This window comes from Cognatiluteimonas profundi (assembly GCF_009792795.1).
GTDB classification, from domain to species: Bacteria; Pseudomonadota; Gammaproteobacteria; order Xanthomonadales; family Xanthomonadaceae; genus Cognatiluteimonas; species Cognatiluteimonas profundi.
Window position 1 is genome coordinate 247716 of sequence record NZ_VKHQ01000002.1, and the last position, 18426, is coordinate 266141.

An 18426-nucleotide genomic window follows, 5' to 3' on the forward strand; every position below is an offset into this window, starting at 1 on the left:
CCGCAGGAAAGAAGCCCCGCATCGGCGGGGCTTCGTGGTGGTCATTACGGTGCCGGGCGCTTACTTCGCCGCGACCACGCGCACCATTTCCAGGCACTTGTTCGAGTAGCCCCACTCGTTGTCGTACCAGCTGACCAGCTTGACGAAGGTGCTGTCGAGCGCGATGCCGGCATCGGCGTCGAAGATCGACGTGCGCGCGTCGCCGCGGAAGTCGGTGGCGACGACCTTGTCCTCGGTGTAGCCGAGGATGCCCTTCAGCGCGCCTTCGCTCTGCGCCTTCATCTCCGCGCAGATCTCGGCGTAGGTCGCCGGCTTCTCGAGCTCGCAGGTCAGGTCGACGACCGACACGTCCGAGGTCGGCACCCGGAACGACATGCCGGTGAGCTTCTTGTTGAGCTCGGGGATTACCACGCCCACGGCCTTCGCCGCGCCGGTGCTGGACGGGATGATGTTCTCCAGGATGCCGCGACCGCCGCGCCAGTCCTTGTGGCTGGGGCCGTCGACGGTGCGCTGGGTCGCCGTCGCCGCGTGCACGGTGGTCATCAGGCCGCGCTTGATGCCCCACTTGTCGTTGATGACCTTCGCCAGCGGCGCCAGGCAGTTGGTCGTGCACGAGGCGTTGGAGATGATCGCCTCACCCTTGTAGGTCTTGTCGTTGACGCCGAACACGAACATCGGCGTGTCGTCCTTCGATGGGGCTGAAAGGATGACTTTCTTCGCGCCCGCGTCGATGTGCTTCTGCGCGCCGGCCTTGTCGAGGAACAGGCCGGTCGATTCGATCACGACCTCCGCGCCCGCCTCGGCCCATTTCAGGTTGGCCGGGTCGCGTTCCTGGGTCAGGCGGATCTTCCTGCCGTTGACGACGAGCGTGTTGCCGTCCACCGCGACGTCGGCGGCGAAGCGGCCGTGGACCGAGTCGTACATCAGCATGTACGCGAGATAGTCGGGATCGAGCAGGTCGTTGATGGCGACGATCTCGATGTCGTTGCCGAAGTTTTCGACAGCCGAGCGCAGCACGTTGCGGCCGATGCGGCCGAAGCCGTTGATGCCAACCTTGATTGGCTTTCCAGAGATTGCCATTGCGGGAACTCCTGACAGACGGGGTGCGGAAAGCCCGTTATTTTAACGGTTCCCTGGTGATGGACCCACCCCGACGATGCCCCGATTGCCCGTACTGCTGCTCCTGCTCGTCCTGAGCCCCGCCGCCATGGCCTGGAGCGCCCTGGGCCATCGCCTGGTCGGCGACCTCGCGCAGCGCCACGTCCGGCCCGGTACCAGGAGCCAGATCCAGCTGCTGCTGGCGGGCGAACGCGACCCCACGCTGGCGGGAATCGCCCAGTGGGCCGACGACCTGCGCTACAGCGACACCTCCCGTTTCAGGGCGACGTCGCGCTGGCACTACATCTCCATGGACGACGGCTGCCGCTACGATCCGCCGCGCGATTGCCCCGATGGCAACTGCGTGATCGGGGCGATCCGGGCGCAACGCAGCATTCTTGCCGATGCGTCCGCGGCGCCGCAGTCGCGCCGCGACGCACTGAAATTCCTCGTGCACCTGGTCGCGGACGCGCACCAGCCGCTGCATGCGGGTGGCCACCGCGACAAGGGCGGCAACCGGTTCCAGGTCAACCTGCGCACCGACCATGTGCCGCCGCCGTTCCTGCACGAGCGCTACGTCGACGGGGTGCTGGGCACCAACCTGCACGCGATCTGGGATTACGACGTGCTGGCCTCCGCTGGCCTGGGCGAGCGCCCGTATGCCGATCGGCTCGCCGCCGCGCCCTGGCCGCCGGTCGCGGCCGCGAATGCGAATCCCGCGGTCTGGGCAGGCGAGTCCTGTCGACTGGTCGACGCCCGCGCGTTGTATCCGGCCGCGCACGCCATGGACAGCCGCTATCTGATCGCGCAACGCCCGCTGGCCGAATTGCGCATCCGCCAGGCGGCGTACCGGCTGGCGGCATTGCTCGACGACGCGCTCGACCACTGAGTCGCGCGCAAGTCGGCATCCTTTGCCGTCAGCGCGGCAGGTGCTGGCGCGTCCAGCGGACGATGTCCGTCGCCGACATCGCGCCGGGCTGTCGCGCCAGTTCGTGACCGCCAACGAACAACGCGAGCGTGGGAATGCTGCGGATCCCGAATCGCTGGCCCAGTGCCGGTTCGGCCTCGGTATCGACCTTCGCCAGCCGCACGTCGGGTTGCAGCTGCACCGCTGCCTTCTCGAACTCCGGCGCCATCATCCTGCAGGGCCCGCACCACGGCGCCCAGAAATCCACCAGCAGCGGCAGGCCACTGCGCCCGGCATGGACATCGAAATGGGCCGTATCCAGCGCCATCGGGTGCCCATCGAACAACACGCGATGGCACTTGCCGCAGGTCGGCGCTTCGCCCAGTCGCGCGGGAGGCACCCGGTTGAGCGCGTGGCAGTGGGGACAGGCAACGAGCAACGCGTCGGTCATGCGGTGACCTCTTCTTCCCGTGCCGCCTTCCAGCGCAGCAGCGTGTAGTACAGCAATGGAATCACCACCAGCGTGAGCACCGTGCTGACGAGGATGCCGAAGATCAACGACACCGCGAGTCCGTTGAAGATGGGATCGTCGAGGATGAAGAACGCACCGACCATCGCGGCGACGCCGGTCAGGACGATGGGCTTCGCGCGTACGGCACAGGCTTCGATCACCGCGTCCGCTGGCGAGAGGCCCTCAGCCACCGAATGGTTGATGAAATCCACCAGCAGGATCGAGTTGCGCACGATGATGCCCGCCAGCGCGATCATCCCGATCATCGATGTCGCGGTGAACTGCGCGCCGAGCAGCGCATGCCCGGGCATCACGCCGATCACCGTCAGCGGGATCGGCGCCATGATCACCAGCGGCACCAGGTAACTGCGGAACTGCGCGACCACCAGCAGGTAGATCAGCACGATGCCGGCGGCGTAGGCGATGCCCATGTCGCGGAAGGTCTCGTAGGTGATCTGCCATTCGCCATCCCACTTGATCGCGAAATGGCTGGTATCGGCCGGTTGCGCGATGAAGGTCTGGTCGAGTTTCTGGCCATCGACACGATGGTCGCGGACCTGGCCGACGAGGTTGAACATGCCGTACAGCGGGCTGTCGAGCTTGCCGGCTTCGTCGCCGGTGACATAGACGACCGGCAACAGGTCCTTGTGGTAGATGGCGCCGTCCCACGGCGTGCGCTGCACGCTGACCAGTTCCGACAAGGGCACCAGTTGCCCCTGTCCGCCGCGCACGCGCAGGGCGAGCAGGCGATCGGCGCTGGCCTGCTCGGCGACCGGCAGCCGCAGCCGGACCGGCCGCGGATATTTCGACGCACTGTCGTGGACCCAGGTCGCGTCCAGTCCCGACACGGCCGCCGCCAGTGCATCGTCGATCGCCGGTTGCGGCACGCCGAGTCGCGCTGCCCGCACGCGATCGACGACGAGCACCTCACGCGTCGCATTGGCCTCCACGCTGGAATCGACATCGACGATGTCCGGCGTCGCCAGGAAGCGCTGCTCAAGCCCGCGCGCGATGGCACGGCTGCGCGCGTAATCGGGACCATAGATTTCCGCCACCAGCGGCGACAAGACCGGGGGCCCGGGCGGAACTTCCACCACCTTGACCGACGCACCGTGCGCACGGCCAATCGCGGCCAGTCGCGGCCGCAGTGCGCGCGCGATCTCGTGGCTCTGGCGCTTGCGCAGGTGTTTGTCGACGAGGTTCACCTGCAGGTCGCCGACATTGCTGCCGCTACGCAGGAAGTACTGCCGCACCAGCCCGTTGAAATTGATCGGCGCGGCGGTGCCGGCATAGCCCTGGTAGTCGAGCACCTCGGGCACCGTGTCGATCACCGATGCCAGTTCGACCAGCAGCGCATTGGTGTCTTCGAGCGTGCGGCCTTCGGGGGTGTCGACCACCACCTGCAGCTCGGACTTGTTGTCGAACGGCAGCATCTTCAGCACCACCAGCTGCACGACCGCCAGCGACGCCGCCAGCACCACCAGTCCGGCAATGCCGCCGAACAGCCAGAGGCGGCGACGCCCGCCGGTTTCGGGGTCGAGGAATGGCCGCATCACCCGGCCGAACACGCGGTGCAGCCAGCTGTCGGTGCGCGCGTCGATGTCGGCGTGCGGCGCCGGGTCCTTGTCGTGCGGTGCATGGCGCGACAACAGTTTCAGCGACAGCCACGGCGTGACGACCAGCGCGATCGCCAGCGACAGCAGCATGCCGACCGATGCATTGATCGGGATCGGCCGCATGTAGGGGCCCATCAGCCCCGACACGAACGCCATCGGAAGCAGCGCGGCGATCACGGTGAAGGTCGCCAGGATGGTCGGGCCGCCGACTTCGTCCACCGCCGGCGGGATGGCCTCGCGCAGGGATTGCCCGCCGCGCGCCATGTGCCGGTGGATGTTCTCCACGATGACGATCGCATCGTCGACCAGGATGCCGATCGAGAAGATCAGCGCGAACAGCGACACGCGGTTGAGCGTGAAGCCCATCGCCCAGGACGCGAACAGCGTCACCGCCAGCGTCAGCACCACCGCGGTGCCGACCACGATCGCCTCGCGCCAGCCGAGCGCGAACAGCACCAGCAACACCACCGAGCCGGTGGCGAACACCAGCTTTTCGATCAGCTTGATCGCCTTGTCGGTGGCGGTGCGTCCGTAGTCGCGGGTCACGGTGACGTGCACGCCCTGCGGGATGAGTTCGCCTTCGAGCTGCGCGATGCGACGCGTCACCGCCGTGGTGATGTCGGCGGCGTTGCTGCCCGGCTTCTTGGCGATGGCGATGGTGACGGCGGGCGTGATCCCCTGTGCGGGGCCGGCGCGCCCCGGCGGCGCGCCGTGCCAGGCATAGCGCGAGGCAACGTCGGCTCCCTCGCGCACGCTGGCCACGTCGGACAGCTGCAATGGCTTGCCGCCGGCAAGGCCGATCACGAGCCCGCGCACGTCATCGGTGTTGGCGAGGAAGGTGCCGGCGGTGACCGGGACGGCCGCATCGCTGCCGACGCGCTCACCGACCTGGCGCACCACGTTCGCCGCCCGCAGCGACTGCGACAGGTCCTCGACGGTCAGCCCGTAGGCCGCGAGCTTGGCCGCGTCGAGCGTCACCTCGACGACGCGATCCGGCGCGCCGATCGTGTACACGTCGCGCGTGCCGGGGATGCGCTTGAGTTCGGTTTCCAGCGTGTGCGCGACTTCCGCCAGCTCGGTGGCACTGCGATGCGGATCGTCGGACCAGAGCGTCAGTCCCATCACCGGCACGTCGTCGATGCCCTTGGGCTTGATCAGCGGCTGGCCCACGCCGAGACCCTGTGGCAGCCAGTCCTGGTTGGAGAACACCTGGTTGTAGAGCCGCACGATCGCTGGCTGGCGTTGCACGCCGACGGTGTATTCGACCGTCAGCACCGCCATGCCCGGACGGCTGATCGAATAGACGTGCTTGATGCCCTCGATCTCCGAGAGCTTCTGTTCCAGCGGGGTACTGACCAGCTGCTCGACTTCGCGCGCCGACGCGCCCGGATACGGCACGAAGACATTCGCCATGGTGACGTCGATCTGCGGCTCTTCCTCGCGCGGCGTCACCAGCACCGCGACCAGGCCCAGCAACAGGCCCATGAGCGCGATCAGCGGCGTGATCGGATTGGCCTGGAACGCGGCGGCAAGACGCCCCGACAGCCCCAGGCGCGGAAGCTTGTCAGTCATGTTTGACGCCTGCGGCATCGCGCTGCGACACCAGTGCCTGCAATGCCGCGACCGGATCGGTGGCGATGCGCTCGCCTGGCTTCAGTCCCGCCAGCACCTCGACGCCGTCGCCAGCGGGCCGGCCCAGCCGCAACTGCCGGAGCATGAGGCGATTGCCGTCGATCACGTACACGCCGCTGACCTCGCCACGCTGCACCAGCGCGCTGCGCGGGATGCGCACGGCGCCGGTGTCGGCCTTGCCCGCGATGGGGAACAGGACCTTGGCGGTCGCCCCCGGCGAGGGCGCCTGCTCCATCGCCGGCAGGATCACGCGCACGGCCACGCTGTGGGTGGCCGGATCGGCGGACGGGAACACGGCCACGCTGGCCGCATCGAGTCGCCGACCATCGTCGAGCAGCACGGCCGCGCGACCGGCGCTGCGGATGGCTTCGGCATCGGACTGCGGGACCTGGACCTGGATCCGCAACGCGCCGGGTGCGTACATCGCCAGCAGCGGCTGGCCGGGGGCGACGCTTTCGCCGGGTTCGACAAGACGGGCACTGACGATGCCGGCATAAGGCGCGCGCACCACCGTGTAGTCGGCCTGCTGGCCCGCCTGCGCGAGTTGCGCGCGCGCGGCGTCGCGCGATGCGACCGCGCTGTCGCGTGCCGCGCGCGCCTGGTCGATCTGGGCGCGCGACACATATTGGCCGGATGCCAGTGCGTCGTAGCGGCGGAAGTTGGCTTCCGCTTCCACGGCGGCTGCTTCCGCCGCACGCAACTGCGCACGCGCGGTATTGGCGCCCGCCTGCTGCTCGACCGCCGTCAGCCGCAGCAACACCTCGCCCGCCGCGACGCGATCGTTCACGTCGACCGCGACCACGGTGACGCGACCGGCTGTCTGCGCGGTCAGCTGTGCCTGCTGCACGGCTTCGACCACGCCGTCCCATGCACGACCACCGTCGACGGTGGCCGCCTGCACGGTATGGGAGGCAAGGCGTGGCAGCGGCGGCAACTCGACGGTTTGCGTTCCGCTGCCACAAGCGGCCAGCGCCAGCACCAGGCTGGCGAGCAACAGGAGTCTGCTTGTCATGGCTCGCTCAGCGATAACCGCAGCCGGCCGGCGCATTGCGCCCGACGCCCAGCTTGCGCATCACCATCGCCGCCGGACAGAAGCGGGTGAATGCCGACTGCAGCAGGTTGAGGCCGACGAATGCCGTCAGCAGCCACCACCACGGCGACACGTAATACGTCAGTGCGAGGCTGATGAGGATCATCACCCCGGCAAATGCCATGACCGCGCGTTCCAGGCTCATCGGGTTCTCCTTTCAGGGTTGTTTGTGGGATGACGATGCGCGACTGCCTGGTTTCAGGCGTTCGATGCCGAGCATCCCCAGGATGTATTTCTCGTAGATCGGCTCGGATGTGCCGTTGCGCATCTTGTAGAGGAAGTACTTCTCGAATGCGATCTTGGCCACGTGCACCCATTTGCCTTTCTTCGTCCAGGTGACGTTGCGCGGCGGGATTTCCGGCAATGCGACGAACGCCATGCCGGTGTCGCCCATGTCCGCCAGGCACACCGCGTTCCACGTGCCTTCGAAATCGGGCGTTTCGCCGCGGAGCTCGGCCTTGATGTTGCGCACGATGGTGGTGACCATCGACTCGATCATGAAGCCGGTCTTCGGCGCGCCGGTGGCGATCGGTGTCACCTCCACGGGCGGGATCGCGACGCAGACGCCGGCGGCGAAGATCTGCGGGAATTTCGGGCTGCGCTGGTGCTTGTCGACGATGACGAAGCCGCGCGGGTTGCACAGGCCCTCGACGCCGGCCACCGCATCGACGCCCTTGAACGCCGGCAGCAGCATGGCGAACCTGAAGGGCAGCACCTGCTCCTTCAGCGGCTGTCCCTGCGCGTCGTGCTCGACGGCAACGACTTCGCCGGGGCGCACTTCCTGCACCTTGGCATTGGTGATCCAGCGGATGTGGTGCTGGCGCAGTTCGGATTCCATCAGGCCCTTGGAATCGCCCACTCCGCCCAGGCCCATGTGCCCGATGTAGGGCTCGCTGGTGACGAACGTCATCGGCACCTTGTCGCGCAGCTTGCGGCGGCGCAGGTCGGTGTCGAGGATCAACGCGAACTCGTAGGCCGGGCCGAAACAGCTGGCGCCCTGCATCGCGCCGATGACGATGGGACCTGGATCCTTCAGGAATTCCTCATATGCGGTCCACGCCTTCGCGGCATGCGCGGTCGTGCACACCGATTGCGTGTGGCCATGGTCGGGACCGCTGCCGGGCACTTCCTCGAAGGCCAGCTTCGGGCCGGTGCAGATCAGCAGGTAGTCATAGTCGAGCAGCTGGCCATCGCCGGTGCGCAACCGACGCGTCGGCGCATCGATGGCGACCGCGCCGGATCCGTTGAAGCCGATGTCCTTGCGGGCCAGGCGCTCCCCCGCATCCAGCGTGATCTCGGCCGCCTTGCGCCAGCCGACGGCCAGCCACGGATTGGAGGGCGTGAACCCGAAGAGCCCACCCTCGCCGACGACCGTGATCCGGTGCGAACTGCCCAGCCCCTCGCGCAGTTCATAAGCGGCGCTCATGCCGGCGAGGCCGGCGCCCAGGACAACAATGTTGGACATGGCGTTAGCTCCAGTACGGGATCGACCCATCCTCAATCGCCTGACCTGCGGCGGTATTGACCCTGATCAACCAAGGCCCGTCGGGTTGCGCATACTTTAGGACTACCTTATATTCGTGTCAACTAATATTTATCCGATGCCAGCCCGGATGCGCCAACCGGGCCGCGCCACCCGCGATGGCATCATGGCCGCGGCCCGAGCCACTGCCTGGCGTCACTTCCACCCAACAACTGCGAGGCCTGTTTCGATGCCGCGTCGCCCGTCCCGGAGCGTGTCCACCGCCGAGCGCATGCGTGCGCATGCGGGCGATGCCGCCCGCCTGCTGAAGACGCTGGGCAACGAGAAGCGGCTGATGATCCTGTGCCTGCTGGTCGACGGCGAACGTTCCGTCGGCGACCTCAACGCGCAACTGGACCTGAGCCAGTCGGCGCTCTCCCAGCACCTGGCGCTGCTGCGCGCCGACGGGCTGGTGCAGACCCGACGCGAGGCACAGACGATCCTGTATTCGCTGGCCGATGGCCCGTCGCGGCAGATCATCGCCACCCTGCACGACGTCTATTGCATCGATGATCGCGCCCTTTGCGGAGAACGCCCATGACGGACCAGCTGGCGATCCATCCCTTCTTCCATCCGGCCACGGGCACGTGGAGCCATGTCGTCAGCCGCGGCCGCGACGCCGTGGTGATCGATCCCGTGCTGGACTACGACCCCGGGTCCGGCCGCATCAGCATGGAGAGTGCGCGGCAACTGCTCACCCACATTGCCGACCAGCGCCTGCGCGTGCACCACATCCTGGAAACACATGCGCACGCCGATCACCTCAGCGCTGCCGCCTTCCTGCACGCGAACACGTCGGCCCCGATCGGGATCGGCAGCAACATCCGCTCGGTACAGGCGTACTTCGCCGACGTCTTCCAGGTGCCCGCCGACGACCCTGCCTTCACCGACGCGTTCGACCGGACGCTATCCGATGGCGACACGATCGATGCCGGCGCCTTGCGCATCGCGGTCCTGTCGACACCTGGGCATACCGCCGATGGCATCAGCTACCGCATCGACGGCAATGTCTTCGTCGGCGATACGGTGTTCGCACCCGACGTCGGCACGGCACGTTGCGACTTCCCGGGCGGCAGCATCGAGCAGCTGTACGCATCGATCCAGCGGCTGCATGCACTGCCCGACGATACGGTCCTGTGGCTGTGCCACGACTATCCGCCGCAGGGTCGGCAGCCGCGCTCCCATGTCGGCGTTGTCGAGTCCAGGCGCGACAACCGGATGTTGCGCGCCGATACCACGCTCGCCGATTTCCACGGCGCGCGCAGCGCACGCGATGCGGCCCTGCCGGCACCGAACCTGCTCTACCCCTCGCTGCAGGTCAACATCCGTGGCGGCCGGCTGCCGCAACAGGACGATGGCCGCGTGTACCTGAAGACGCCCATCCGGATCGACGAGGACGGCGCATCGTTGCTGGCGGCAGCGCCGCGTTGACGCAGGCTGGCATCGGGCTGTCGCCCGCAACGCGGCACGGCAAGCAGCGCACATGAGCGCGGTCGACTGGTTGCTGTCCGCGGCTTTTTTCCTGGTCGCGGTGCTGTATGCATCGGTCGGCCATGCCGGCGCCAGCGGCTATATCGGCGCGATGGCGCTGCTCGATGTCACGCCCGAAGCGATCCGGCCGACGGCGCTGGCGCTCAACCTGCTGGTCGGCGGCATCGGCCTGTTCCGCTGGTGGCGCGGCGGCCACGTGCATTGGCGAAACGTATTCCCGTTCGTGCTGTCGTCCGCACCGGCGGCGTTTCTCTCCGCACAGGTCAGCTTGCCGAGGGACCGTTATTCGCTGCTGCTGGGCTTGGTGTTGCTGGTGGCGGCGGCCGGCGTGTTCCGCAGCGCCGCACACGCCGAAGCCATCGATGCCGGTCTCGCCGGTCGCCAGGTTCCGTGGCTGCCGGCCCTGCTGGTCGGTGCAGCCATCGGCGTGCTGTCCGGCCTGACCGGAACCGGTGGCGCCATCTTCCTGACGCCGGTGTTGCTGTTCGCGCGCTGGATGCCGACGCGCGACGCCAGCGGCACGTCGGTGGCTTTCGTCTGGATCAATTCGCTCACCGGGCTGGCCGGACTGATGCATGCGAGCGGCACCCTTCCGCATGCACTGCCCATGTGGCTGCTGGTCGTCGCGATCGGCGCGCTGCTCGGCAGCCAGCTCGGATTGCGCTGGCTGCCGGTCAGGGGTCTGCGTTATGCGCTGTCGCTGGTGCTGGTCGTGGCGGCAGGCAAGCTCCTGCTCGGCTGAGCGGCGCCTGGCTGCCTAGCGCATCGCGGTGGGCGGAGGCGGCATCCGCGCGGCGGCCGATTCCGGTGGCGGCGGCGGCGGGGGCGGCAGTGCAGGCAGCGCGATCGCCGCGGGTACCGGTGGTGGTGGTGGCGGTGGCGATGCAGCGGTCGGCGGAGCCGGCGCGGCGGGTGGCGGCGGTGGTGCGGACAGCGCGATTGTCGCGGGAACCGGCGGCGATGGCGGTACAGCGATGGGCGGTGCCGGCGCAGCGGGCGGCGGCGGTGGCTTGCTGCCATCGATGCGCGTCAACAGCATCGCATGCACCGGATTGGCCGCAGGCACGTCGATCACCGGCCGCGACGGTTGCGAGGCCCAGGCCGCGAAGCCCGCCCCCAGGCTCAGCATCGCGACGAGCACGCTGCCGCCGATCCAGCGCGACAGTGATGGAACGGGTTGCGTGAGCATGGTGATTCTCTCCTTGAGTGGATGGCTGTATCCCCATTGGCAACCCAATGGCAGCGCTTGCGCCGCCAACTGGGTCTTGAACATGGCCTCGCCATACGCGCGACGCGACAGCGGATGGCGTGCGACGACGCGCAGGTCGCAGGCCAGCTCCTGGTCCTGGCGGAAATGACGCACGGCCACATGCAGCAGCGGGTTGAACCAGAACACGCAGCGCAGCGCGGTGGCCAGCGCGTTGGCATGCAGGTCGCCATGGACGATATGGGAACGCTCGTGCGCCAGCAGCAACGCGCACTGCTCGCTGTCGTAGCGCACGTCGAAATCCGAAGGCAGCGCGATGACCGGTCGCAGGAGCCCGAACGCCGCCGGCAGTCCGTCGACGGAATCCGCAACCCGCAGTCCGTCGGGGCGGCGATGCAGCTTGCCCAGGCCGCTGCGGAAGGCGTGCTGCTGCCGCGCGAACCAGATCGCGGCGCACATCGCCCCCAGCAGCCAGGTCCCCAGCAGCCACGGGCCGGGCGCGACGGCCACCTGCTGAACCACGACGTGTGCCGCAAGCGGCGTCGCGGCAAGACGCTGCCCGACCTGGATCGTCGTCACCGGCACCGTGGCCGCGGGCAACAACACGGCGATCGCAGCCATCGGCACCATCAGCCATGCCGAGTAGGCCACGGCCGCGCCGAAGGCCATGCGCAACCGCCGCCGCAACAGCAGCACCAGCGTCACTGCGCCGGTTGTCGCCAGCGCGGTCTCGAGCAAGACCTGCAGCGTGTCAGCGATGCCCATCGTCGATCTCCTCGAGCAGCTTGCGCAGTTCGGCGATGTCCTTGCGGCTGAGCTTGCGGTGCTCGCTGAAGTGGGCGACCAGTGGCGCCACGCGGCCATCGAACAGGCGCTCGAGCAGCCCCTGGCTCTCGCCCAGCATCCAGGCCTGGCGCTGCAGCACCGGCGAATACAGGTAACGGCGACCGTCCTTGCTGGCGCGGATCGCGCCCTTCTTCAGCAGGCGGTTGAGCAGGGTCTTGATCGTGGCTTCCTGCCACTGCCGGCTGTCGGCCAGCGCGGCGACGACGTCCTCGGCCGCCAGCGGCTGCTGGCGCCAGAGGACGTCCATGACGGCGGATTCGGCTTCACTGATCTGCATCGATTACGTCCGTAAACCTTTCCGGCAGATTACGCCTGTAATCGCCGCTGTCAAGCGGGTCCGGTAACGGAGATGGCGGGTCACCTAACGGCGCGAGACGTGGATGTGGCCGGGCACATGCCAGCGCCATGGCGCATCGACCGCATGGCGGATGCCGATGCGCGGCCCGACCGCGGGCTCCGCGGGCGGCGGGACGCCGTCGTCGACGATGCCGATGCCGCCACTGCCGGTCACCAGGTCGATGCCATCCTGCCGGCGGTCGATGCCGAAGGCCTGGCACAGGCGCGCGGGGCCGCTGCACAGGTCGCGATCGCGCTTCGCCGCCGGCCTCGCCTCGCGCATGCGCTCCAGGCCCGCAAGCGGTTCGGCGGCGCGCAACAACACGCCGACCCCGACACCGTCCTCGCCGCAGACGGTGTTGCAGCAGTAGTGCATGCCGTAGGTGAAGTACACATACATCATGCCGGGCGGACCGAACATCACCGCGTTGCGGGCGGTCCTGCCCCGATAGGTGTGCGCGGCCGCATCGTCGGCGCCGCAATAGGCCTCGACCTCGACGATGCGCGCGCGACGGCCGTCGGCGGATGCCAGCACCTTGTTGAGCAGTTCCGGCGCGACCTCGCGGGGATCGCGCCGGTAGAACGCGCGCGGCAGGCGCGTGTCGCGATCCCGCGTTGCCGGCAAACCCACCATCCTCAGCGCAGCGATCGCGCCACTGCGACCACGTTGTCGACGGTGAATCCGAAATGCGGCATCAGCGCCTCGATCGGCGCCGACGCACCAAAGCTGTCGATGCCGACGACGCCGCCGTCCAGGCCGACGTACTTGCGCCAGAAATCGCTGACGCCCGCTTCGATCGCGACGCGCCTGCGGCACGCGTCGGGCAGCACGGCTTCGCGATACGCCGCTTCCTGCCGGTCGAACACGTCGGTCGACGGCATCGACACCACGCGCACGCCGTCGCCGAGCTGCGCGGCCGCCTGCATGGCGAGGCCGACTTCGGATCCGGTGGCGATGAGGATCATCTGCGGCGCGCCGACGGAATCGCGCAGCACGTAACCACCGCGCGCGATGTCGGCCACCTGCCGCTCGTTGCGCGCCTCGTGCGCGAGGTTCTGCCGCGAGAACACCAGGCAGCTCGGGCCGTCGCGGCGCTCGATGGCCGCGCGCCAGCAGACCGCGGATTCGACCGCGTCGCAGGGGCGCCAGACATCGTTGTGCGGGATGTGGCGCAACGCCGCCAGGTGCTCGATCGGCTGGTGGGTCGGGCCGTCCTCGCCAAGGCCGATCGAGTCATGCGTGTAGACATGGATCGCGTGCGCGCCCATCAGCGCGCTCATGCGCACCGCATTGCGCGCGTAGTCGCTGAAGACCAGGAAGGTCGCGTCGTAGGGGATGAAGCAGCCGTGCAGCGCCAGGCCGTTGCTGATCGCCGTCATCGCGAATTCGCGCACGCCGAAATAGATGTAGTTGGCATCCGCGTCTTCGCTGACGACCGACTTGCTGCCCTTCCACAGCGTCAGGTTGGAATGCGCCAGGTCGGCCGAGCCGCCGATCAGCTCGGGCAGCAGTGGCGCGTAGGCCTCGATCGCCAGCTGCGATGCCTTGCGCGACGCGATGTTGGGACCTTCGGCCTGCAGGCGCGCGATGTAGGCATCGGCCTGCGCCGCGAAGTCATCCGGCAATTCGTTCCGCGAGCGCCGCACGAGCTCATCGGCGAGTTCCGGATGGCGATGCGCGTAGGCGTCGAACACGTCGCCCCACTGGTGCTCGCGGACGAGTCCGGCGTCGCGGGCGCGCCACGCCAGGCGGATGTCCTCCGGGATCTCGAACGGTCCGTGCTGCCAGTTCAACGCAGCGCGCGTCGCCGCCACTTCGTCCTTGCCCAGCGGCGCGCCGTGGCTGGATTCCTTGCCGGCCTTGCCCGGAGATCCGAAACCGATCGTCGTGCGGCAGCAGACCAGCGTCGGCTTGTCCTGCGATTGCATCGCCGCCTCGATCGCGGCCTTGATGGCGACGGCGTCGTGACCATCGACGCCGCGGATCACATTCCAGCCGTAGGCTTCGAAGCGTGCCGGCGTGTCGTCGGTGAACCAGCCCGCGACATTACCGTCGATGCTGATGTGGTTGTCGTCCCAGAATGCCACCAGCTTGTGCAGGCCCCAGGTGCCGGCCAGCGATGCGGCCTCGTGCGAGATGCCTTCCATCAGGCAGCCGTCGCCCATGAACACCCAGGTGCGGTGGTCGACGACGGCGAACTCGGGACGGTTGAACCGCTGCGCCAGCAGCTTCTCGGCCAGCGCCATGCCGACCGCGTTGGCGAAGCCCTGCCCCAGCGGCCCGGTGGTCGTCTCCACGCCGGGCGTCATGTGGTTTTCCGGATGACCCGGCGTCTTCGAACCGAGCTGGCGGAAATGCTTCAGCTCATCCAGCGGCAGGTCGTAGCCCGACAGGTGCAGCAGTGCGTACTGCAGCATCGAGCCGTGGCCGTTGGACAGGATGAAGCGGTCGCGGTTGAACCACTTGGGGTTGTTCGGATTGTGGTTGAGGTAATCGTTCCAGAGCACCTCGGCGATGTCCGCCATGCCCATCGGCATGCCCGGATGGCCGGACTTGGCGGCCTCCACCGCATCGATGGCGAGGAAACGGATGGCATTGGCAAGATCGCGGCGGCTGGGCGTCGTCATGGGGTCCGGATGGGTTCGAGGCGGACGCACGGCATCCGCGGGGCGGCACCGGCCTGGCGGCGGGCGCGGCTATTGTCCCATCCGGTCGCCGCGCTGTCGCGCCACGAAGCCGCCGAGCGCGGCGGGCGACGGCTCGTGATGGCGTGCTGACACCACCAGGCATAGGCTTCCCTCGTCCCCAGGAGGCCCCGCCCATGGCCCCACGCTCCGCCCTGCTGGCCGCCGCATTGGCCCTGTCCGCCCTGTCGCCGCAGGCCCTGGCGGCGGGTGGCCCCTTCGGCATCGACCATCGCGTCAATTACGACAACTCGGGGATCTGGAAGCGCAGCTACCAGAAGGACCTCGCCGCGGGTGCCGCGTTGACCGTCGTCGGCGGCGCGCTGTTCGGCAACAGCGACTCCCGGCTCGGGCACACCTTCGACCAGGCGCTGGACTCCATGGTCCTGACCGCCGCGACCACCAGCGTGATGAAGGTGGCCTTCTCGCGCGAGCGTCCGAGCGAGACCAACGACCCCAACCGCTTTTTCCAGGGCGGCTCACATCGAAGCTTCCCCAGCGGTGAAGTCGCCGAGATCAGCGCCATCGTCACGCCCTTCATCGCCGAATACCGCCAGGACCATCCGGCGGTCTACGCCCTTGCGCTGCTACCCGCCTACGACGCCGTCGCGCGGGTCAAGGTCCAGGGTCATTGGCAGAGCGATGTCCTGGTCGGTGCCGCGGTGGGCGTCGCCTGGGGGCTGTATGCGCACCATCGCAGGACGCCGCTGATCATGGGGCTGCTTCCCGGCAACGGCTTGATGGTCGGGTACTCGCGCCGGTTCTGATGCAGCCACGGCCGGCGTCCATGCGCCGGCCACGACACGGACCTCAGCGACGGCCGGTGAGCAGGTCCTGTTGCGCCTCGGCGCGCGGTTCGGGCGCCATCGCCGGAACATCCACTTCGCCGCTGCGATGGGACACGACGACGGCCGTCGCCAGGTCGCCGGTGACATTCAGCGCCGTGCGGCACATGTCCAGGAAGGTGTTGACGCCGATGATGATGCCGATACCGGCAGGCGGCAGGCCGACGATGCCGCAGATCATCGCGATCACCGGCAGCGACCCGGACGGGATGCCGGCAGTGCCGATGCCGCCGAGGATGCACAGCATCAGCACCATCAGCTGCTGCAGGAAGCCCAGGTGCAGGCCGAAGACCTGCGCCAGGAACAGCACGGTGACGCCTTCGAACAAGGCCGTGCCATGGTGGTTGGCCGACGCGCCGACGGTCAGCACGAAGCGCGACACCTTGCGCGGCAGGCCCAGGTTCTCCTCGGCCACGCGCAGGGTCACCGGCAGCGTCGCGGTCGACGAGGCGGTGGCGAACGCGGTGAGGGTCGCCTCCTGGCTTCCGCGGAAGAACGTGCGTACCGGCATGCCACCCATGTAGCGCACCCACAGCGGCAGCACCACGAACATGTGCAGCCCGATCGCCAGCAGCACGGTGGCGACGAACCAGCTCAGGCCGACGATGACGTCCCAGCCCAGTTGCGCGCACAGGGTGAACATGAAGCAGGCGACCGCGTACGGGGCCAGCAGGATGAATAGTCCGATCAGGCGCATGCTGACTTCCAGCAGGCCCTGCAGCGCGTGCTTGAAAGCCTCGGTCGCCGGGCTCGGCGTCAGCACCAGGCCGATGCCGATCATCAGCGCGAAGAACACCACGCCCAGCGTCTGCTTGTCGTCGACCGCCGCCGCAAGCGGGTTGTGCGGGACGATGTTGACCAGCAACTGCAAGGCGTCGAGCTGGTGGCCGCTGGCGACGATGTCGCTCGCCTTCGCCGCATTGCTCGCCATCGCCTGCTGCACCAGCGCCGGGTCCAGGTGCAGGCCGGGCTGGATCAGGTTGACCATCACGAGGCCGATCGCGACCGCCATGCCGGTGACGGCCGCGGTGTACATCAGGGTCTTCCATCCCAACCGCCCGAGGCTGGCGATGTCGCCCAGCTCAGCCACGCCCAGCACCAGCGCCGAGAACATCAGCGGGATCACCAGCATGAACAGCAGGTTGAGGAACACCTGCCCGAGCGGCCGCGTGACATACGTGATCGCGTCGTGGGTCAGCGGGGCATCGGCAGCGTAAAAATGCGCGGCCAGCCCGACCAGCGCGCCGAGCACGAAGCCCAGCAGGACCCTGATATGGAGTGGCAGGCGCTTGCGCAAGGTGAGCGGTGGGGAATTCAGCATGGGCTGGGTAGGCTGGACGGTGTCGCGAGCTTACATGACGCCCCTGCGCGGTCGGCACGACCGTGAAGGCCGCGTGCACGCAATCACGACATTCGATGAGCTACTTTGTCTTGAATCATGCCTGCCCGGATAGCCGGCGCTGGCCGTTTCCAGGGGGCTTTGCTTGAGCGAAAACACGACCCGTCGCAGCCGCCGCGGAGCCGCGACCAACAACACCGACGCGGCCATCGCCACGGCGACAATGGAAGCGGATCAACCGTCCCACGCAGCGACGCCGGTCCAGGCCGACCCGCTGCTGCAGCTGCTGGCAGCGATGCAGGACGTCAACGCCGGCGACTTCTCGGTGCAGTTGCCCATGTACTGGGACGGCATCCCCGGGAAGCTGGCGGAGGTCTTCAACAGGATCGTCAGCTCCAATCGTCGGCTGGCCGACGAGCTCGCGCGTGTCGGCCAGAAAGTCGGACGCGAAGGCCAGACCCGCCAGCGCGTGGTACCGGCCGACCGCCAGGGCGCATGGGCCGGAATGGAACACTCGGTCAACTGGCTGATCGACGACCTGGTGCGTCCAGTCGAAACCATGACCGAGGCGATGGCCGGCGTGGCCAAGGGCGACCTCACCCGCACGGTGCCGCTGGAAGCCGACGGCCGCCCGCTGCAGGGCGAGTTCCTGCGCTCGGCGAACATCGTCAACCGCATGATCGAGCAGATGAGCGAATTCTCGTCCGAGGTCACGCGCGTGGCGCTCGAGGTTGGCACCGCCGGCCTGCTCGGTGGCCAGGCCAAGGTCAAGGGCGTCTCCGGCGTCTGGAAGGACCTGACCGACTCGGTCAACCAGATGGCCAACAACCTCACCGCGCAGGTGCGAAACATTTCCGAGGTGACGATCGCGGTCGCCAACGGCGACCTGTCGCGCAAGATCACGGTGGACGTGCGCGGCGAGATCCTGCAGCTCAAGGAAGCCATCAACACGATGGTGGACCAGCTGCGCGGCTTCGCATCCGAGGTGACGCGCGTGGCGCGCGAAGTCGGTACCGAAGGCAAGCTCGGCGGCCAGGCGATCGTGCCCGGCGTTGCCGGCACGTGGAAGGATCTGACCGACTCGGTGAACTCGCTGGCGTCGAACCTGACGTCGCAGGTGCGCAACATCGCCGAAGTGACCACCGCTGTGGCCAAGGGCGACCTGTCGCGCAAGATCATCGTGGACGGGCGCGGCGAGATCCGCGCGCGGAAGGACAGGCTCAACACCATGGTGGACCGGCGCAATGGGTTCGCCGCGGAAGTCACGCGCGTGGCGCGCGAAGTCGGCACCGAGGGCAAGC

General features: G+C 68.1%; 17 protein-coding genes. 6 read left to right on the forward strand and 11 right to left on the reverse strand.

The window, feature by feature from the left end:
* Positions 1–60: 60 nt before the first annotated feature.
* Complete coding sequence (gene gap, locus GST15_RS01930; RefSeq protein ID WP_159015557.1) at positions 61–1080, reverse strand: type I glyceraldehyde-3-phosphate dehydrogenase; 1020 nt, start codon at positions 1078–1080, stop codon at positions 61–63.
* Positions 1081–1156: 76 nt separating this feature from the next.
* On the opposite strand from gap, the gene GST15_RS01935 reads away from it, so the two are divergent.
* Positions 1157–1987 carry a S1/P1 nuclease gene (locus GST15_RS01935; RefSeq protein ID WP_159015558.1) on the forward strand — a complete coding sequence of 277 codons (831 nt, stop codon included), beginning with the start codon at positions 1157–1159 and terminating at the stop codon, positions 1985–1987.
* Positions 1988–2015: 28 nt separating this feature from the next.
* On the opposite strand, the gene trxC is transcribed toward GST15_RS01935, so the two are convergent.
* The 5 genes from trxC to GST15_RS01960 are packed head-to-tail and all read right to left on the reverse strand — an operon-like array spanning position 2016 to position 8319.
* On the reverse strand, positions 2016–2456 hold the full coding sequence (gene trxC, locus GST15_RS01940; RefSeq protein WP_159015559.1) for a thioredoxin TrxC: 441 nt from the start codon (positions 2454–2456) through the stop codon (positions 2016–2018).
* Positions 2453–5704 carry an efflux RND transporter permease subunit gene (locus GST15_RS01945; RefSeq protein ID WP_159015560.1) on the reverse strand — a complete coding sequence of 1084 codons (3252 nt, stop codon included), beginning with the start codon at positions 5702–5704 and terminating at the stop codon, positions 2453–2455. Before GST15_RS01945 ends, trxC begins: the two co-directional genes overlap by 4 nt.
* A complete protein-coding gene (locus tag GST15_RS01950) occupies positions 5697–6776 on the reverse strand; it encodes an efflux RND transporter periplasmic adaptor subunit (RefSeq protein ID WP_159015561.1) in 1080 nt (359 codons plus the stop codon). Before GST15_RS01950 ends, GST15_RS01945 begins: the two co-directional genes overlap by 8 nt.
* Positions 6777–6783: 7 nt before the next feature.
* Entirely contained in the window at positions 6784–6999 is a 216-nt protein-coding gene (locus GST15_RS01955) for a YgaP family membrane protein (protein ID WP_159015562.1), read from the reverse strand.
* Positions 7000–7011: 12 nt separating this feature from the next.
* Positions 7012–8319, reverse strand: a complete 1308-nt coding sequence (locus GST15_RS01960) for an NAD(P)/FAD-dependent oxidoreductase (protein ID WP_159015563.1) — start codon at positions 8317–8319, stop codon at positions 7012–7014.
* A 247-nt stretch (positions 8320–8566) separates the two neighbouring features.
* On the opposite strand from GST15_RS01960, the gene GST15_RS01965 reads away from it, so the two are divergent.
* The 3 genes from GST15_RS01965 to GST15_RS01975 are packed head-to-tail and all read left to right on the forward strand — an operon-like array spanning position 8567 to position 10609.
* Complete coding sequence (locus GST15_RS01965; RefSeq protein WP_159015564.1) at positions 8567–8917, forward strand: ArsR/SmtB family transcription factor; 351 nt, start codon at positions 8567–8569, stop codon at positions 8915–8917.
* The gene (locus GST15_RS01970; RefSeq protein WP_159015565.1) at positions 8914–9807 is read left to right on the forward strand and encodes an MBL fold metallo-hydrolase; all 894 of its coding nucleotides are present in this window, start codon (positions 8914–8916) and stop codon (positions 9805–9807) included. Before GST15_RS01965 ends, GST15_RS01970 begins: the two co-directional genes overlap by 4 nt.
* Positions 9808–9859: 52 nt before the next feature.
* Complete coding sequence (locus GST15_RS01975; protein ID WP_159015566.1) at positions 9860–10609, forward strand: sulfite exporter TauE/SafE family protein; 750 nt, start codon at positions 9860–9862, stop codon at positions 10607–10609.
* Positions 10610–10624: 15 nt separating this feature from the next.
* On the opposite strand, the gene GST15_RS01980 is transcribed toward GST15_RS01975, so the two are convergent.
* The 4 genes from GST15_RS01980 to tkt all read right to left on the reverse strand — a co-directional run bounded on the left by GST15_RS01980 (position 10625) and on the right by tkt (position 14884).
* On the reverse strand, positions 10625–11839 hold the full coding sequence (locus tag GST15_RS01980) for a M56 family metallopeptidase (RefSeq protein WP_159015567.1): 1215 nt from the start codon (positions 11837–11839) through the stop codon (positions 10625–10627).
* Complete coding sequence (locus tag GST15_RS01985) at positions 11826–12197, reverse strand: BlaI/MecI/CopY family transcriptional regulator (protein ID WP_159015568.1); 372 nt, start codon at positions 12195–12197, stop codon at positions 11826–11828. Before GST15_RS01985 ends, GST15_RS01980 begins: the two co-directional genes overlap by 14 nt.
* An 84-nt stretch (positions 12198–12281) precedes the next feature.
* Positions 12282–12881, reverse strand: a complete 600-nt coding sequence (locus tag GST15_RS01990; protein WP_425482179.1) for a DNA-3-methyladenine glycosylase — start codon at positions 12879–12881, stop codon at positions 12282–12284.
* Between the two features lie 11 nt (positions 12882–12892).
* On the reverse strand, positions 12893–14884 hold the full coding sequence (tkt, locus tag GST15_RS01995; protein WP_159015570.1) for a transketolase: 1992 nt from the start codon (positions 14882–14884) through the stop codon (positions 12893–12895).
* A 194-nt stretch (positions 14885–15078) separates the two neighbouring features.
* Between tkt and GST15_RS02000 the strand changes: the two genes are divergently transcribed.
* The gene (locus tag GST15_RS02000) at positions 15079–15708 is read left to right on the forward strand and encodes a phosphatase PAP2 family protein (RefSeq protein ID WP_159015571.1); all 630 of its coding nucleotides are present in this window, start codon (positions 15079–15081) and stop codon (positions 15706–15708) included.
* A gap of 43 nt (positions 15709–15751) precedes the next feature.
* Here the strand turns inward: GST15_RS02000 and GST15_RS02005 are convergent, their stop codons facing one another.
* The gene (locus GST15_RS02005; protein ID WP_425482183.1) at positions 15752–17104 is read right to left on the reverse strand and encodes a dicarboxylate/amino acid:cation symporter; all 1353 of its coding nucleotides are present in this window, start codon (positions 17102–17104) and stop codon (positions 15752–15754) included.
* Between the two features lie 166 nt (positions 17105–17270).
* Here GST15_RS02005 and GST15_RS02010 point away from each other — a divergent pair.
* On the forward strand, positions 17271–18426 hold a 1156-nt coding region (locus GST15_RS02010), incomplete at its 3' end, for a HAMP domain-containing protein (protein WP_199268692.1).

Bases quoted from the DNA above. Each gene is read 5' to 3' on its own strand.
- GST15_RS02000 (WP_159015571.1), top strand. From the start codon at position 15,079: ATGGCCCCACGCTCCGCCCTGCTGGCCGCCGCATTGGCCCTGTCCGCC.
- GST15_RS01935 (WP_159015558.1), top strand. From the start codon at position 1,157: ATGCCCCGATTGCCCGTACTGCTGCTCCTGCTCGTCCTGAGCCCCGCC.
- GST15_RS01970 (WP_159015565.1), top strand. From the start codon at position 8,914: ATGACGGACCAGCTGGCGATCCATCCCTTCTTCCATCCGGCCACGGGC.
- tkt (WP_159015570.1), bottom strand. From the start codon at position 14,884: ATGACGACGCCCAGCCGCCGCGATCTTGCCAATGCCATCCGTTTCCTC.
- GST15_RS01945 (WP_159015560.1), bottom strand. From the start codon at position 5,704: ATGACTGACAAGCTTCCGCGCCTGGGGCTGTCGGGGCGTCTTGCCGCC.
- GST15_RS01980 (WP_159015567.1), bottom strand. From the start codon at position 11,839: ATGGGCATCGCTGACACGCTGCAGGTCTTGCTCGAGACCGCGCTGGCG.
- GST15_RS01955 (WP_159015562.1), bottom strand. From the start codon at position 6,999: ATGAGCCTGGAACGCGCGGTCATGGCATTTGCCGGGGTGATGATCCTC.
- GST15_RS01950 (WP_159015561.1), bottom strand. From the start codon at position 6,776: ATGACAAGCAGACTCCTGTTGCTCGCCAGCCTGGTGCTGGCGCTGGCC.
- trxC (WP_159015559.1), bottom strand. From the start codon at position 2,456: ATGACCGACGCGTTGCTCGTTGCCTGTCCCCACTGCCACGCGCTCAAC.
- gap (WP_159015557.1), bottom strand. From the start codon at position 1,080: ATGGCAATCTCTGGAAAGCCAATCAAGGTTGGCATCAACGGCTTCGGC.
- GST15_RS01965 (WP_159015564.1), top strand. From the start codon at position 8,567: ATGCCGCGTCGCCCGTCCCGGAGCGTGTCCACCGCCGAGCGCATGCGT.
- GST15_RS01960 (WP_159015563.1), bottom strand. From the start codon at position 8,319: ATGTCCAACATTGTTGTCCTGGGCGCCGGCCTCGCCGGCATGAGCGCC.
- GST15_RS01975 (WP_159015566.1), top strand. From the start codon at position 9,860: ATGAGCGCGGTCGACTGGTTGCTGTCCGCGGCTTTTTTCCTGGTCGCG.
- GST15_RS01985 (WP_159015568.1), bottom strand. From the start codon at position 12,197: ATGCAGATCAGTGAAGCCGAATCCGCCGTCATGGACGTCCTCTGGCGC.